Source organism: Ekhidna sp. (assembly GCF_040220215.1).
GTDB lineage: Bacteria > Bacteroidota > Bacteroidia > Cytophagales > Cyclobacteriaceae > Ekhidna.
The window spans coordinates 204228-220350 of record NZ_JAVJTR010000009.1 but is presented as its reverse complement, the minus strand read 5'-3'; the positions used below and the strand labels follow the sequence as shown (position 1 = coordinate 220350).

Sequence of the window (16123 nt, the reverse complement as noted above, 5' to 3'; positions counted from 1 at the left end):
GATCAGGGTTTTTTGTTTCTACTCAGCTGATTCTTCGCCAGCCATTGGGAATCGTTCTTCCTTTACGCCACTCACGTGACTATTAATCGCTTTCCAAGCACCATCCACTTTGATCACTACATTACTAGACTTATATGTGGTGATGTACGCTTCTCCCCCATCAACACCTTTCATGGTACCTGTGCCTGAGATCACTGCCGTCCCATTATCAAAGATATCGAGACGGGTTATCTCAAAATTAAATTCATCATAAGTAGGACCATATTTAGAAATGTACTCCAACTCATCCGCCTTGGTGTACTTGTCCCCATTATCATCCACCATTTCAAAGTCTTCATGTAACATCCGGTTTAATAATGCAGTATCCTGATCTGCATAAGCTTTGGGCCATAGCACAGTCTTAAATTCACGAAGGGCAGCTTCGTCTTCGTTTGTAAGGACAGTAGGATTGGTTGCCGGAGTGGTGCAGCCGATTAGTACCGCTGCAAATGTTAACATCAAAAAATATTTCATACGCTCTGGTTTAAATTATACTGTAAACTACAAAAAATACGCAGCTAAAAATTGATAGGATCGTTAATTAAGATTTCATTAACATTGAAGTATGTCAGAAAACAAACTCAAAGAAATGGCTATTGAGGCAGCAACCAAAGCATATGCGCCATACAGTAAGTTTAAAGTGGGCTGTGCATTATTAACCACTTCAGGTAATATTTATACCGGATGCAATGTGGAAAATGCGTCATTTGGCTTAACCACCTGCGCCGAAAGAAACGCCATTGCAAATGCGGTCAATTCCGAGGGTGCTATTGGGATCCTGAGCATTGTTGTTTACACATCTACACCAACACCTACCCCGCCATGCGGAGCATGCAGACAAGTCATATATGAATTTGCCAAGAACACAACGACTATTAGTTATTGTGATTCAGAAGAAGTATTTCATCATTCCATTAACGATTTGTTGCCAGGTGCTTTTGAGTTTAAAAACAAAAAATAAGGCCCTCCACTATGGAGAGCCTCTTGCTGCCTATTCGCAAAGTAAACTACTCTACGATCAGACGGCTAGTACCGATAGTCACATCTCCATCTTTTAGGATAAGAAGGTATATTCCTTTAGAAGATTCTCTCAGATCAATTTTTTTGTTTTGATTTATTGTATAATTACCAATCAACCTCCCATCTAGTGAACGAATTTCTAAATTTCTCATTTTTCCATCTGATTGAACAGTTAAGAACCCCGACACAGGATTAGGATAAAAAGAAACCTCTAACAATTCGTTAATATCAGTTCCTAACGCCTTGTCTACAATCAGGGTGCCTTCAATTCTTTCAACGATTAAGTAGTTGTTATCCTCTCCTCCAGCCAATGTAATTGGATATTCTCCAATAGGACTTGCAGAGCTCGCAGTTGTAGAAATCGCAGGAGGAATGTCTATATCAGAACCACTGTCATTATTTACTAACCCAACATAGCTGATTGTTAATTCCGGAACGAAATCGCCCTCCCTCATAAACTGATCGTCTGCAACAGCAGTGAGGTCTCTTTTGGTCACCTCCAAAACACCCTCAATCCTTTCTAGTTCATAATTGTCTGCCGACCCCCCCTGTAATGTGATTGAATACTCACCTACCACTGAGGTTGCATCTGCTTCTGTGTTCACAGTAGGTTCCGTATTTAAAACAGATTCATCTTCGTTATTTACAAAACCATCATAAACCACCGTTAATGTTGGGTTGGCATCACCATAAACTTTAGTTTTATCTTCTGCGGTTACCGAAAGTATTGCCGGATTGACTACTAAATCTTGTGTCACTTCATCTGCCGGATCAAAAATTTCATCACCATCCTGATATGCGGTGATCGTTGTAGTTCCAACACCTACAATGGTAACCAAACTTCCTGATACCTGAGCCACATCCTCATCAGAGCTTAAATACATGACCTCCAATTCGGACGAAGCAGTTGCCGTCAGATTGAAAGCTGCATCACCATAACTTACAGATTCCAGTTCTCCGAATTCAATACTTTGCGAGGGATCATATACAGTAAAGGTTCTTTCAACATCTTCTGCGGGTTCATAATTCTCGTTTCCTGCTTGTGAAGCAGTAATCGTTACGGTTCCAGCCCCAAGGATTGACACAGTGTTTCCATCTATTTCAGCTATAGTGATGTCAGAAGATGAGAAAGTGACAGGATTGCCAGAGTCTCCTCCGGTGGCACTTAATTCAAAATCTGGATCTGTAAGCTTCCTATCAGGTATTTCACCAAAAACAATTACCTGCAAAGGCTTGGTTACCGTCAAAACTTGCTCAACATCCGCAGCGGCATCATAATCATCATTGCCTGCTTGTGATGCAGTAATAGTGGTTGATCCTTCACCAATAATAGATACCAGTGAGCCGGTAACTGTTGCGACATCTAAATTAGAAGAAGTGAATGTCACCGGATTCCCTGAACCTCCTCCAGTAGCCTCTAACTCAAAATCTTCATCCAAAACTGTTTTGCTGGCGAGCTCCTCAAATACAATGGTCTGCCCTAGTTTTGTGACAGTAAACGATTTAACAACCGAAGGTGCTGGATCATAATCAATGTTTCCCGCTTGTCTAGCCTGGATTTGAACAGGTCCACCTCCAAGAATTGAAACGGTGGAGCCATCACCTACCAATTCAACATTTCCGGAAATGACCTCAAATGAAACCGGGAGACCTGAAGTTGCAGTCGCTTCCAACTCAAAATCCGGGGCATCTAGCGGCATATCAGGAATATCAGTAAAGTCGATTGTTTGACTTAAGCGATTGAATGTCCAACCTGAAACATTCCCATTATCTATTGAGCTAAACGCATTAAAAGTGGCACCTCCGGTTGCTGTTATATCCTGGAGCTCAAGGTAATAAGCATCTACCGTTCCTGAAGCCTGTGAAATTGTAGCTGTCGTTCCTTCAGTTTGTGAAATGATGGTTATTGGATCATCTGCAGTTCCTACTGCTATTAATTCATTGGTGGTAATTGTAATCCCTGCTCTTAACTCAATGTCTGTGTTTGCTTCAAAAGTCAGTTTATTGAATGTCATATCTGCACTAAGGATTCCTTCATCGGTTGAATTGTAGCGAGTGAATGTAAATTCATTAAAAGAAAAAGTATTATCACTACCTCCTAATGTGGAGAAAGAAGAGCTGCTGCTTATAAATGAGTTGCTTCCGTCAAAAGTCAAGTTGCTAGCACTTCCGATGCTCAATGATCTGGTGAAGAAATCGGAAGCACCTAGTGTCATCGTTTTTGCATCCTCTCCAAAAAAGTCAGTTCGGAAATCTACAAGTACTTTATTTCCATTGATGTCAATATCTCCGCTGTACTGATGTAATTCACGAACAGTAAATCCACTGTTAAATGTCCAGCTTCCACTTCCGGTGAAATAAAAATATGCACTCGTTCCAGGTTCATCATCTTGCAGTGTAATAGTTTCTGCTTCTGTGGATACAAAATACACGTCGTTGAGTTGGATAGATACGCTAGGATCAAAATCCATCGATCCATACACGTTTAAGCCGTTTCCGTCAGAATCAAATGAAGGATTATTGGTAACGCCCGTCCAATCCATATCATGAAAACTGATATCGCCACCATCAACAGTTACCGTCTGATCGGTAAGCGTAAATGAATTAGCATCAAAATACACTTTGTCCAAAACCCCAGGCGCATCGGTATGCATCGTGCTTCCACCTGATGTTGTTGCCCAATGATTCTCAAAATCAGACCAACTTCCTCCATCTCCTACCCAATAGTAATCGAGCGCTGTAAGTCCTGTTATATTCCATCCTGTATTGTTTCCATTGTCAAGCGTTTGAGTTGCATTGAATGTCGCACCACCAGTAGCGTTTATATCTTTCAATGTCAGGTAAATAGCATCAATTGTGCCGCTGGAAACTGATATTGATGATTGTGTTCCAGCTTCGTCAGAGGACAGACTAATTGGACTTGATTTCGTCCCCTGTAAGGTTAGTGTCTGATTAATTGTTTGAGTCTCACCTGCATCTAAAATGGTGTTAACTCCAGGCTGAATTTGAAGGATTTCAAAAGTATTTGATCCTAGTACATTACCACTTCCAGATAGGGTTACTTCATAAAATTGAACTCCATTGCCTTCAAAGTTTCTTTCAACTGTTAAACTTGGTGTACCAGTAATAGTAGACGAAGAGCTATTATGCGTGAAGTCGCGACAGGTAATGGTTGCACTACCAAAATTTGCAACGAGTTCATTGTGTCCTAAATCAAAATCAATGGAACAATCAATGGAAACTCCATTATAATTAACAGTACCGCTTCTTTGAGTAAAAACACCCACACTTATATCAGATAACAAATCATATTCACCCTCGCCCTGAATGGATAGAAAGGTGATACTTCCGGATCCGGACATATCTAACAATTGTCCTGTTTCATTTCCCAAAACATCGAACCCGTATAAATCCCTTGACATACCATCAATGAATATTACCGAACCATGCGCTTTTAGGTTAAAACTGTAGGAAGAACTTAGTGACGGGCTGTTGAGTGCTCCGGTCCAGTCCATATTACCAAATGAAGTTCCACCTTCTATATCTTGAATTACGGTTTGTCCTTCTATAGTAAATGAGTTCTCGTCAAAATATACATCATCCAGACTATTTGGATAATCCGTGTGCATGGTTGATCCTCCAGATGTTGTAGCCCAGTGATTCTCGTAATCTGACCAATTACCGCCATCGCCAACCCAATAATAATCCTGGCCTGCATATTCATTTATTGTCCATCCGGTATTGTTTCCATTATCAATTGAGTTATTCGCTGAGAATGTAGCACCTCCTGTTGCTGAAATATCTTTCAGCTTTACATAAGACCAATCAACTGAGCCTGAAGATTGACTTATAATGGCTGCCACACCTTCCGTACCCGCTTCAACCTCAATAAAAGAATGCTTAGTTCCTATTGCCTCAATTTCATTTACTGTAAAGGTGCTCCCGCTTTCCAGGCTAATTGACAGTCCTTCAGGAATAGTTATTTTATTGAACGAAGCAGTATTTCGCAGGTCTCCATAATTATCAAATACCACGTCATAATAGTTATAAGGTCCATCACCATTGGTATCTCCATAAAATGATGAAACAACAATTGTGGACGTACCTGCATTTATGGTTTGATTGGTTCCCTGAACCCACCACCTCTCCGCTATTATTTCAGAAGATCCCAGGTTAATTACCTTGCTTGATGAGCCACTTGTATTGAATCTGGCACCAGCATCAATTCTATGATTGTTTGTAGTTAGTGTTCCGGCAACAACGTAAAGATTGTTTGTTTCAAGATTGTCTTGCAATGTCCATTCTCCCCCAATTCCGTTAAATCGAACGGTGGAACCTGATCCAAAATCTACTCCGTTGGAAGTAATCGTATTTCCACTTGTGGTTGATTCAAATTCAACATCGCTTAAATCGGCCGTCATGTCACTAGCAAGAAGTAGTGAACCATATATGTTTAAGTCGATATTATCGCTTGTAATAGATGGGAAATTGGTTACGCCTGACCAGTCCATGGATAAGCAATTGGCTTCTTCATCTAATGTCACAATTTGACCTGATGATGAAAACGAATTCACATCGAAATAAACATCATTGGAGCTTGTTGGAACTGAGGTATGAAAAGTGGATCCTCCAGATGTGGTAGCCCAATGATTTGCATAGTCAGACCAGTTGCCTGAACCACCTACCCAGTAATAATCCTGGGCAAATAAAACTATACAGCAAAATGTAAGAAGAAGTGATAATATGTGTCTCATGATAGCAGCATTTAATAAAAACTAGAACAATTAGGATTATTCTAATTTCAACAATTAAATGCGCCCTTAAAAAGAAAATGAGTGAACGACCGTAATTTTGAGCGAACGACTAATTATTAATACTTCCTGGTCAAGATTTCGCTGTAAATGACAGCTTTCTTCGCCTCAGACGTATTTAACCCATCTCGAATTTCGTCTGCAATTGACCATTCTTTCTCTTCTGTTTCTTTATCCAGTCCTTTAAAGAGCCTAGGGGTTTTATAGTGTTCATCCGGTTCAAATTCTAACTCAGCACCTTCTGCCATTTTTATAGACTCCTCGTAGACTTTCCTACTTTCAGCATCGGCAAAAACCCTCCGTTCACCTTCTAGCCTACGGCTATCTTCCTCTTCCTCCGAAACATCTTTTATTTCAACAGGTTCTTGCTTAACCGGTTCAGGTTCTTCTTGTCTTCCTTCAGTTATCTCCCTTAGAAGATCTTCAAAAGACTTAGGTTGAGTTTTAGGTGGATTGTTTTCAGATCCGGGACGAGAATTGGGCTGCTCTTTCTTCTTCTTTCCCCGAGTGAGAAAATAAATAACTGCCGCTATAATGTACCACCAGAAACTAAAATCATCCATTTAGCTAAATTATAGAATATGACAGGATTTGTGCTATCCAACAGGACTTATTCGTTGATAGTAGATTTCAATGTAGTGATTATGTTCTCTTTGTCGAACGGTTTGCTGAAGTAACCAACAATGAGGTTTTGATCTATTGCATCAACAACTTCTTGCGCTCCCCCATATCCGGTCAAAAGAAAGCATGGAAGGCTTTCTCTGGTTTCCTTCACTTTGGTGATGAACTCTATTCCGTCCATTTCCGGCATTCTCACATCACTAACAATTGCACGGATTTCATCATGATTTTTAATCAAATCTAGTGCTTCTGAACCAGAAGTAGCATTTAGGATTTCAAACTCATTCTTAAAGTTGAATTCAAATAAGGTGATATTGAACTGATCATCGTCTACGTAAAGAATGGTCGGTTTCTCCATATTAAATATTTCCTTGCTATCTGGTCAAATAAAAATAAGTGACTTTTATCAAAAAGTTAAGCTAAAGTAATAATTGCTTTGTGTGTACTACAATAATGCAACTAAGATTTGAAATAGTCTGCAATCATTCGATTAAACTTTTAAATAATTACATGAATAATTAATCTTTGACTATTTAATACGAAACTGGGGAAAAATGGTGGATAATTCACCCAAACAATTTCAGAATCTAATCCTCCAGTTGCCGTCGAATCTTATATTTTTGTCCGCTTCACCCGAAAGGAATGAATGTACTTTAAATGCAATTAACAAAGTTAGAAATAAAGGGCTTCAAAAGTTTTGCTGACCGTGTGGTCATCAACTTTGATGAGGGGATAACAGGGATCGTAGGTCCGAATGGGTGTGGTAAATCCAATGTAGTGGATTCGATAAGGTGGGTCTTGGGGGAACAAAAATCCCGGGTGCTTCGATCTGATAAAATGGAGAATGTTATTTTCAATGGCACGAAAGCACGCAAGCCCACACAACTTGCTGAAGTTTCACTGACCTTCAATAACACCAAAAACCTAATTCCAACAGAGTACACGAATGTAACAATCACTCGCCGGTACTATCGCTCAGGAGAGAGTGAATACTTATTGAATGGTATTACGTGCAGACTCAAGGACATAACAAACCTTTTCCTGGATACGGGCATTGCCTCGAACAGTTATGCCATCATCGAACTTAAAATGGTTGATGACATCCTGAACGATAAAGACAACTCACGAAGAGCACTCTTTGAGGAAGCTGCAGGTATCTCAAAATTTAAGATCAGAAAGAAGGAAACACTTAAAAAACTAAGCGATACAGATGCTGATCTGGAACGTGTAGAAGATCTGCTTTTTGAGATAGAGAAAAACCTCAAATCACTTGAAAAACAAGCATCACAAGCAAAGAAGTATTATGAGCTAAAGGATGATTACAAAAACTCCAGCATTGCCATGGCGAAAAAAGCCATGAATAATCAACAGGAGCATTTCGATACTATCCAGGAGTCCATTCAGGAGGAAAATGATAAAAAACTTGCCTTAAATGCATTGGTAAATGAAAAAGAAGCCGCTATTGAAAAGGCAAAAGCTGACCTTATAAATAAAGAGAAACTCCTATCCTCCCGCCAAAAATCACTGAATGAGCACGTAAGCACAATAAGACAATACGAGAGTGACAAGAAGATTAAGAACGAGCGTCAGAAGTTCTTAAATGATAAAATAGAGACGCTCAAAGAACAGATCAGTCATGATAAGCAAAGTAGCGAACGAGCTGCTGTTTCACTGGAGGGGTTAAGAAATGAAGCTCGCGAAGCAGAAAAGGATGTAACGGCTATTCTTTCTAAAGTCGAAGCTTTAAAAGCAGATTATGAGTCTCAAAAAAACCTAACGACTGAAGCACAGGAAAAGCTTAACTCCCTGAACACTTATTACTCAGAGAAAAAAGATCATCAGTTTCAGCTTAGTAAAGAAATTGAAATCAAGGATATTCAGTTGAAGTCCATGCTGAGTGAACTCAATAAAACCAGTGAAGACACCAGTGAAAAGAGTGCCAACATTGAGGAGTTTAAAAATCGCCTCGCTGAGATTTCAAAAGAAAAAATAGAGAAACAATCTGTATATGATCAGTTAAAAGCAAGCGAAGAGAGCTTAAAAGAACAGATCACCGACGCGGAAGAAAGAATATCGGCTGCAAGAGAGGAATTAACCAAAATCAACAGAACACTTGATGCTCGTCAGAATGAGTTTAACCTGACTAAATCATTGGTAGACAATCTGGAGGGGTTCCCGGAAGCAATCAAGTTTCTGAAAAAGAACCCACAATGGAAAGATGCACCTCTCCTATCAGATGTTCTCAGTTGTCCGGAAGAGTACCGTATATCCATTGAGAACTTCCTGGAGCCATTCATGAACTATTATATCGTAGATTCCCATGATGATGCTTTGAAAGCGGTGAATCTATTGAGCGAGTCCACCCGGGGGAAAGCGAATTTCTTCATCCTTGAGAACCTGAAACAGTTTAAATCCGAAAGCATTCCAGCTCCTTTCGGAAGTAAGTCAGCACTAGAATTGATAGATTATGATGATAAGTATGAAAATCTGATCAAACATCTTCTTTGGAATGTATACATAGCAGATAATCCTAAACGAGCGGGTGAAGGAAATGTGGTGCTGTTGGATAAAGAAGGAAAGGTCACTTTCAGGAGATATAGCATTTCGGGAGGTTCAATAGGACTCTTTGAAGGAAAGCGAATAGGACGGGCGAAAAATCTGGAAAAGCTTGAAGTTGAAATAAAAGATTTAAAAAAGAAGCAAGGAACATACGAGCAAAGCATTTCCAAGTACCAGTCTCAGCTAGAAGAACTTAAACGTTCTTCCAAAGCACCACATCTGGAAGAGGTGAAAGAGGAACTTTCAAGAATAAAAGAAGTAGAGGTTTCCGTACAGACCAAGCAAGATCAGTTCATCGAGCTACTCACTTCCAATAAGAACCGAAGAGAAGATATTCAGCAACAAATAGTAGGACTCGAAAAAGCGCTGGAGTCTCTCAAACCGCAAGCAGAAAAGGAACGTAATGAGCTTCTGGAGTTAGAAGGAAAGGTTGAAGCAAAAAAAGAAGAAGCCCTCACGCTTCAGGAAGTATTAGATCAAAAGTCTTCGGCCTATAACGAGGAGAATGTTGTGTTTCACCAAAAGCAAAATAAGCTCAATAGCATTTTGCAAGAAATATCTTTCAAAGAAGAGTCTTATCAAAACTCCCTTGAACGTATTGAGAAAAATCGTGAAGAACTAGAAGGGGCTACAACTAACCTCAATGAATTAGTCAGGAAAAGTACTGCAAGTGATGATGAACTTGTGGCCATGTATGAAGAAAAGGAATCGCTGGAGTCGGGGGTAAATGAAGCTGAGAAAGAATACTATGAGGCCAGGGGCATCATTGATGAAGAAGAAAAAAACTTAAGGGAAACACAACGGAAAAGAGAAGGTATAGATCACGCCTTGATGGAGTGGCAAAACAAGCTCAACGATGCAAAAATGGGTCTCAACTCGGTGAAAGACCGTCTATCTGTGGAGTTTAACATTGACCTGCAAAAGATCAAGGAAGAAGAAATTGCAGACTATAAAAAATTTACAGAGGAAGAGCTTAGGGATAAAGTTGACAAACTTAGAAATCGTTTGGATAACATGGGGCCAATCAACCCAATGGCCATGGAAGCTTTTGAAGAAATACAAGAGCGACATACGTTTATCACAGATCAAAAAGAAGACCTTATCAATGCAAAAGAATCTTTGCTGACGACCATCGGAGAGATTGACGAAGTAGCCAAGGAAACCTTTATGGAAGCTTTTCAGCACATCAAGGACAATTTCATCAAAGTGTTTAGAACACTCTTTACTGAAGAGGACGATTGTGACTTAATTTTGACCAACCCGGAACAGCCTCTTGAAAGCTCAATTGATATCATAGCCAAGCCAAAGGGCAAGCGACCACTCACCATCAATCAATTATCGGGAGGTGAAAAAACACTGACTGCCACTTCTCTTTTGTTTTCAATATATTTATTAAAACCTGCACCATTCTGTATTTTTGACGAGGTAGATGCTCCGCTTGATGATGCCAATATTGATAAGTTTAATGAGATCATTCGTAAATTTTCAAAAGAATCACAATTCATCATTGTCACCCATAATAAGCGAACAATGTCGAGTACGGATGTTATTTATGGTGTCACCATGCAAGAACAGGGTGTTTCTAAAGTTGTTCCTGTAGATTTGCGTGAACTAGCTTAATCGGTTAAAAACAGAATGAAGCTTTTATACCATTCCTGCATTATTTTCATCATTGTCTGTAGCTGTGGCACCAATCAATCTACCAAGGAGAAAAGAGCTTCTGGACCAGCAGTTGAACAGCAAGAAGTTGATAAAGCTTTTAATTATGAGCCTGAAAAGCCCCAAAAAGGGAAACTTAATGCTGTCATCGAACTAGGAGCTCTTGGACTCAACTATTTCATCATTAGCATAGATGCTCAGGGCAGATGGGACCTCAAAAAGGCCAAGTACGGCAGAAGCAATCTCATTTATGGGGTCAATAGCACTGCTGAAATAACTGCTAAAATCAATGAATTTAAGAATGAAATTATAAATTTCGGCGTTGCAGGAAAGGACATTCATTTACTTGCCAGCTCCAGTGTCGTGAAGACCGATCAAGTCTCAGTCCTCAATGAAAAACTAAAAAGCCTTAATCTAAAGATTAAAAGCATTAATGCAGATATGGAGGCCCAATATGCACTAATGGCTACTATACCACGAGAATTCATTGAAGAATCCTTTCTTGTGGACATTGGCTCTGGCAATACCAAAATTTCATGGGTACAGGATACAGATACACTTAGTATTGAAATACATGGCTCCAAATATTTTTTAAGTGATGTCCAAGATACTACCGTGTTTAGGGAAGTGAGAGATGCTATATTGGAAGTACCCACTCAAAATAGAAACTTATGTTTCGTATTGGGCGGTATGATTTATGAATTTGTGAAAGATGAGATAAACAGTAGTGAAAAAAGATATTTTGTGCTGGATCCACCGGATGCCTATCCGATAGATAATGAAAAGCTTAAAGCAGCTTATGTGATTTACAATGCATTATATCTGGAGCCAACCTACTCTTATATTTTCGATAGTAAATCGAATTTCTCCATTGGCTACCTGATAAGTTTAAAAAAATAACAGCACCAGTCCTTTTTTGCCTCTTAGCTTCGTCATAATTATAAACACATAATTATGAAAAGATTAACGACTACACTAGCGACAATTTTTATTGCGCTTCTTGCTACAGCACAAACTACCATCGATAAAGATGAGCGAAAAAAGGCTCTAGAGCATTTGAAAAAATCTCAATCGGACTTGATCGATTTGGTAAATGACTTAAACGCCGAACAAATCAATTTCAAACAAGGCGAAGACTCCTGGTCCATTGCTGAATGCATGGAGCACATTGCTATCTCTGAAAAGAATCTGATCGGAATGGTTCAGATGAGCCTGAAAGAAGAAAGTGACCCTTCTAAAAGAGGTGAAGTTGCAATGACCGATGACCAGATTATTGGCTTAATAACTAGCAGAGAGCAAAAGGTTAAAACCAGAAAAGAGTTTGAACCTACCAACAGTTTCGGAGATTTTGATGGCACAGTTAGAGCCTTCAAAGAAAGAAGAGAATCAAACATTAAGTTTGTAAAGTCAACAGATGCTGACTTGCGAAATCACTATATGCAATTTCCATTTGGGTTAATCGATACGTATCAAGGAATTCTTTTTATGTCAGGACATACACAGCGACATACAGATCAAATCCGGGAAATAATGAACAACGATGATTTTCCAGGATAAAAATAAAGGCCTGAAAATTCAGGCCTTTATTTTTTTTAAGAAGCTAGTTTCTTTTTCAGCTTCTCAATGCCATCAACCGATATGTAATGACTGTTTTCAGGTGATTGAAGGTGCTCTTCTGCCAGTTCAAGGAGAATTTTGGATATCTTTTTCGCCCCAAACTCAGTAGATCTTCTTTTTCCGTATGTTGATATTATTGATACATTCATAGCCTTGTAATTAGATAACGCTAATTTCATGGCTAATGGAGTGATAATCAATACCCATTTTTGGGTATTTTATCCTACCGATTTTTCCTGATCAGCGTCTTTAATTCTGGAATTAAATCTTCTTCAAACCATGGGTTTTTCTTCATCCAAATTCGATTTCTGGGTGAAGGATGAGGAAGCGGCATATAGTTAGGTAAGTAATCCTTAAAGCTTCTGACGGTTTCTGTCAGAGTCTTTTTTGCGTTTTTCCCGAGGTAATACTTTTGTGCGTATTGACCAATTAAAAGGGTCAGTTGTATGGATTTACATTGAGCAAGCAGTTTCTCATGCCACAGAGGAGCACATTCCGGCCTGGGAGGCAGGTCTCCGGATTTTCCGGAACCAGGGTAACAAAACCCCATCGGAACCAGCGCAACAATTTTAGAATCGTAAAATACTTCATTCGAAAGACCAGTCCATTCCCGAAGATTATTTCCGCTGGGATCATCCCAGGGAACTCCGGATTCATGCACTTTCCGGCCTGGGGCCTGTCCTATTATTAAAATCTTTGATTGCGCTGATGCGCTAACTACCGGTCTCGGGTCATGCAAAAAAAAAGAGTTACACACTGTGCAACTCTTTATTTCTTTCAGCAAATCTTTCATCTCATTTTATCGACCTAATGAATGCAGCATCTTTCCGTGCGAAACCAATGCTGATATAAAAGTCGGGTACGATCGATATGGAATATTGTATTCTTCCGCCGTTTTCTTCACAATTTTAGAGATTTTCCTGTGATGAACATGGCAAACATTAGGGAATAAGTGATGCTCAATTTGATAATTAAGACCTCCAGCAAACCAGGAAAGAACCTTATTCTTTTGCGCAAAGTTGCATGTGGTTTTCAACTGGTGTACTGCCCAATTCTCATCAATAACTTCCTTATTTTCAACACTTTCAAACGTGTGATCTTCCATTACATGTGCTGGCTGGAATATACATGCCAGGCTAAATCCTGCTACATAGTGCATAAGAATAAAGCCTAATAGGATATGATACCAAGGCAAAGAAGTAAATAGAATTGGGAGGGCAAGAATATATGAGTAGTAAAATACTTTAGTTAAAACCAACCATACCCACGCTTTGGTGATGCTTTTAGTTTGCTTCTTTAAATGGCCATCTCTGGTATATTCAGCTAATTGGCTAAAGTCTTTGACTATGATCCAACTCATGGTCATTAAGCCATAGAGGAACCATGCATAAATATGTTGCCATTTGTGAAACGGCTTTACTGGCGTATTAGGATCAAAACGTAAAATTCCACCCTTAGGGGAAATGTCTTCATCCATTCCGGAAACATTAGTGTAGGTGTGGTGCTTCACATTATGCTGAATCTTCCAGTTAGTGGCATTGGCACCAACAAGGTTTAATGAATACCCAACTAAATCATTGACCCATTTCTTCTTAGAATAGGCTCCATGATTCGCATCGTGCATAACAGAAAGACCAATTCCGGCTTTTCCAAGCCCCATCAAAAAGGCCATTAGATAGAATACCCAAATATTTTGGACGATTCCCAAAAGAAACATAAAGTATGGAACCAAGTATAGGCAAAACATAAAAATGGTTTTAATAACCATTTCCATATTGGCATATCTACCATACTTGGAATTCTTAAAATATTGATTGACGCGTTGATTGAGTGTTTTATTAAACTCTTCGTGTAATGAGTTTTTAAATCTGACAATTTTACGGCTCATCGTTGTAACAGACATATACTGGTATTAAAAATAATAACCGTAAAGATACCCACAAGAGCATTAGAAACCGAATATTTTTGACCAATGGCTGATTTTATCTGTCGAGCCAGGTTTTAAAGTCACCGACTCTTTCTCTTGCTACAATGATCTGCTCATCCTCAAAGTGATCTATTACTATTTCCAGGCGTGAATTTGTAAACGCTATGATATCTTTAATAAAAGCAATATTTACGATGAATTTACGAGAAATTCGATAGAAATCATTTGCATTCAGTAGCTCTTCAACCTTGTCCAGGGTAAAGTCCACCAGAAACCTTTTCCCACTTGTCGTAAATAAATAAGTGCCTTTGTCCTGACTGTAAATAAGCTGAATGTCTTTTGTTTCAATGGTTTTTAGGTGCTCCCCTACTTTTACAACAAAACGCTCTTTACCCGATGGCTGTAAGGCCTTCATCAGCTTATCTAAATCACCAACAACAGGCTCATTGGCTTTTGAATTGAAGTTTGCTTCGTATTTCTTAATTGCTGTCAAAAGCTCATTTTCATCAATTGGTTTTAGAAGATAATCGACACTATTAGTCTTAAATGCTTTAAGTGCAAACTCATCATACGCCGTGGTGAAAATGATTGGTTTGTCTACCGTGATCTGATCAAAAATATCAAACGAAAGACCATCGGCCAGCTGGATATCCATAAACAATAAGTCGTATTTGAGCGCCGGCAATGAAATTGAGGCTGACTCTACAGAGTCAAATTTTGCCACGAACTCATAATTTGGTCTTAAATCATCAACCAATCCTCTCAGCCTCTTAGAGGCTAGCTGCTCATCTTCAATTACAATGTATCTCATTATTTCATTTTTAATAATGGGAGTTGAACTTCAAATATCCCTGAGTTATTATTTACAATCACCTCATGGTCAGTTAAATAACTATACCTACCTATCAAATTATTGAGCCCAATACCTGTCGAATCTTTCACCCTCTTTTCTTTGATATTGTTACGAACTACACATCGATCATCTTGAAATTCAATGTCGATTGAAAGGGGATCTTTTTCACTCACAACATTATGCTTTATGGCATTTTCAACTAAGATCTGAATAGCCAGAGGTGGGACAAAAAATTGCCCATTAGATGGAGATAGCTTGACGTTGAGATTTTCTCCGAATCTGATTTTTTGGAGAAACACGAAATTCTCTACGAATGCCATCTCATCCTCTAAGGGGATTACCTCTTCGTCTTTACTCTCGAGTACATACCTATAGACTTGCGAAAGCTTACGAATAAATTCCACTGCTTTTGCCTGATCTTCATAAACCAATGAGCTAAGGGCGTTTAGCGAGTTAAATAGAAAATGCGGGTTAACCTGATTCTTAAGACTATTATATTGCGAAGCAACCTGCTCGGTTTTTAGTTTTTCATTGTCAATAGAAACCTGTCTCCATTCCAGCAAAAAACCTCTTCCATGCATAAAGGTGTTGATTCCTAAGTTCACCATTAAAGTTGTAAACAAGGGAGCTCCGTTAAGGTCAGTAATGGCTTCAGTAAATCCTTTTTTGAAATAAAACACATCGTACATTAAATCCAGAAAGTAAACTACGAAGACGGTTAAAATGGTAATACACACCAAGCTGGACAAAAGCCTTTTTACAGGATGTTCAAACCAACTATAAAAAGAATCCAAAAACTCTACAAGGTGCTCACTCCCCTTCCAAAGCATTACCCAAAAGAATCCACTGTATGTAAAGCTGATTACAAAGTTTTCAAGATTAATTCTTGAATAATCACTCCATAGCACCAGTTGAATAGCCCCACCAAATATGTAAATAAGCGCAGCTTCTTTTAGTTCTTTCTTCCAGCTAAACTCGCGAGGCAGAAATTGTACTTTTGATCTTACTCCCATTTCT

At 39.0% G+C, this 16123-nt stretch carries 13 protein-coding genes; 4 read left to right on the top strand and 9 right to left on the bottom strand.

Annotated features, from left to right (window positions below; translation table 11 throughout):
- Positions 1-18: 18 nt before the first annotated feature.
- The gene (locus tag RIC88_RS02780) at positions 19-513 is read right to left on the bottom strand and encodes a nuclear transport factor 2 family protein (RefSeq protein ID WP_350215929.1); all 495 of its coding nucleotides are present in this window, start codon (positions 511-513) and stop codon (positions 19-21) included.
- Positions 514-604: 91 nt separating this feature from the next.
- Between RIC88_RS02780 and RIC88_RS02775 the strand changes: the two genes are divergently transcribed.
- A complete protein-coding gene (locus tag RIC88_RS02775) occupies positions 605-1000 on the top strand; it encodes a cytidine deaminase (RefSeq protein WP_350215927.1) in 396 nt (131 codons plus the stop codon).
- Positions 1001-1046: 46 nt separating this feature from the next.
- On the opposite strand, the gene RIC88_RS02770 is transcribed toward RIC88_RS02775, so the two are convergent.
- The 3 genes from RIC88_RS02770 to RIC88_RS02760 all read right to left on the bottom strand — a co-directional run bounded on the left by RIC88_RS02770 (position 1047) and on the right by RIC88_RS02760 (position 6849).
- Positions 1047-5813 carry an MBG domain-containing protein gene (locus RIC88_RS02770; RefSeq protein WP_350215925.1) on the bottom strand — a complete coding sequence of 1589 codons (4767 nt, stop codon included), beginning with the start codon at positions 5811-5813 and terminating at the stop codon, positions 1047-1049.
- 116 nt (positions 5814-5929) lie between these two features.
- The gene (locus RIC88_RS02765; protein ID WP_350215923.1) at positions 5930-6433 is read right to left on the bottom strand and encodes a hypothetical protein; all 504 of its coding nucleotides are present in this window, start codon (positions 6431-6433) and stop codon (positions 5930-5932) included.
- Positions 6434-6480: 47 nt separating this feature from the next.
- Complete coding sequence (locus RIC88_RS02760) at positions 6481-6849, bottom strand: response regulator (protein WP_350215921.1); 369 nt, start codon at positions 6847-6849, stop codon at positions 6481-6483.
- 299 nt (positions 6850-7148) lie between these two features.
- Between RIC88_RS02760 and smc the strand changes: the two genes are divergently transcribed.
- From smc to RIC88_RS02745, 3 genes are read left to right on the top strand one after another with little or no spacing between them, the layout of a single operon-like run.
- Positions 7149-10670, top strand: coding sequence for a chromosome segregation protein SMC (gene smc, locus RIC88_RS02755; RefSeq protein WP_350215919.1), 3522 nt, complete (start codon positions 7149-7151; stop codon positions 10668-10670).
- A 15-nt stretch (positions 10671-10685) separates the two neighbouring features.
- Positions 10686-11609 carry a hypothetical protein gene (locus RIC88_RS02750; protein ID WP_350215917.1) on the top strand — a complete coding sequence of 308 codons (924 nt, stop codon included), beginning with the start codon at positions 10686-10688 and terminating at the stop codon, positions 11607-11609.
- A 54-nt stretch (positions 11610-11663) separates the two neighbouring features.
- Complete coding sequence (locus tag RIC88_RS02745) at positions 11664-12266, top strand: DinB family protein (RefSeq protein WP_350215915.1); 603 nt, start codon at positions 11664-11666, stop codon at positions 12264-12266.
- 35 nt (positions 12267-12301) lie between these two features.
- On the opposite strand, the gene RIC88_RS02740 is transcribed toward RIC88_RS02745, so the two are convergent.
- The 5 genes from RIC88_RS02740 to RIC88_RS02720 all read right to left on the bottom strand — a co-directional run bounded on the left by RIC88_RS02740 (position 12302) and on the right by RIC88_RS02720 (position 16119).
- A complete protein-coding gene (locus tag RIC88_RS02740) occupies positions 12302-12475 on the bottom strand; it encodes a hypothetical protein (protein WP_350215913.1) in 174 nt (57 codons plus the stop codon).
- A 74-nt stretch (positions 12476-12549) separates the two neighbouring features.
- On the bottom strand, positions 12550-13065 hold the full coding sequence (locus RIC88_RS02735) for a uracil-DNA glycosylase family protein (protein WP_350215911.1): 516 nt from the start codon (positions 13063-13065) through the stop codon (positions 12550-12552).
- 60 nt (positions 13066-13125) lie between these two features.
- Positions 13126-14229, bottom strand: coding sequence for a fatty acid desaturase family protein (locus RIC88_RS02730; protein WP_350215909.1), 1104 nt, complete (start codon positions 14227-14229; stop codon positions 13126-13128).
- A 79-nt stretch (positions 14230-14308) separates the two neighbouring features.
- Complete coding sequence (locus RIC88_RS02725; protein WP_350215908.1) at positions 14309-15064, bottom strand: LytR/AlgR family response regulator transcription factor; 756 nt, start codon at positions 15062-15064, stop codon at positions 14309-14311.
- Positions 15064-16119, bottom strand: a complete 1056-nt coding sequence (locus RIC88_RS02720) for a sensor histidine kinase (RefSeq protein WP_350215906.1) — start codon at positions 16117-16119, stop codon at positions 15064-15066. Before RIC88_RS02720 ends, RIC88_RS02725 begins: the two co-directional genes overlap by 1 nt.
- Positions 16120-16123: the final 4 nt, after the last annotated feature.

What these genes read in the sequence shown, in the direction of transcription:
- RIC88_RS02730 (WP_350215909.1), bottom strand. Translation starts at nt 14,229, where the DNA reads ATGTCTGTTACAACGATGAGCCGTAAAATTGTCAGATTTAAAAACTCA.
- RIC88_RS02740 (WP_350215913.1), bottom strand. Translation starts at nt 12,475, where the DNA reads ATGAATGTATCAATAATATCAACATACGGAAAAAGAAGATCTACTGAG.
- RIC88_RS02720 (WP_350215906.1), bottom strand. Translation starts at nt 16,119, where the DNA reads ATGGGAGTAAGATCAAAAGTACAATTTCTGCCTCGCGAGTTTAGCTGG.
- RIC88_RS02770 (WP_350215925.1), bottom strand. Translation starts at nt 5,813, where the DNA reads ATGAGACACATATTATCACTTCTTCTTACATTTTGCTGTATAGTTTTA.
- RIC88_RS02775 (WP_350215927.1), top strand. Translation starts at nt 605, where the DNA reads ATGTCAGAAAACAAACTCAAAGAAATGGCTATTGAGGCAGCAACCAAA.
- RIC88_RS02780 (WP_350215929.1), bottom strand. Translation starts at nt 513, where the DNA reads ATGAAATATTTTTTGATGTTAACATTTGCAGCGGTACTAATCGGCTGC.
- RIC88_RS02745 (WP_350215915.1), top strand. Translation starts at nt 11,664, where the DNA reads ATGAAAAGATTAACGACTACACTAGCGACAATTTTTATTGCGCTTCTT.
- RIC88_RS02760 (WP_350215921.1), bottom strand. Translation starts at nt 6,849, where the DNA reads ATGGAGAAACCGACCATTCTTTACGTAGACGATGATCAGTTCAATATC.
- RIC88_RS02765 (WP_350215923.1), bottom strand. Translation starts at nt 6,433, where the DNA reads ATGGATGATTTTAGTTTCTGGTGGTACATTATAGCGGCAGTTATTTAT.
- smc (WP_350215919.1), top strand. Translation starts at nt 7,149, where the DNA reads ATGCAATTAACAAAGTTAGAAATAAAGGGCTTCAAAAGTTTTGCTGAC.
- RIC88_RS02750 (WP_350215917.1), top strand. Translation starts at nt 10,686, where the DNA reads ATGAAGCTTTTATACCATTCCTGCATTATTTTCATCATTGTCTGTAGC.
- RIC88_RS02725 (WP_350215908.1), bottom strand. Translation starts at nt 15,064, where the DNA reads ATGAGATACATTGTAATTGAAGATGAGCAGCTAGCCTCTAAGAGGCTG.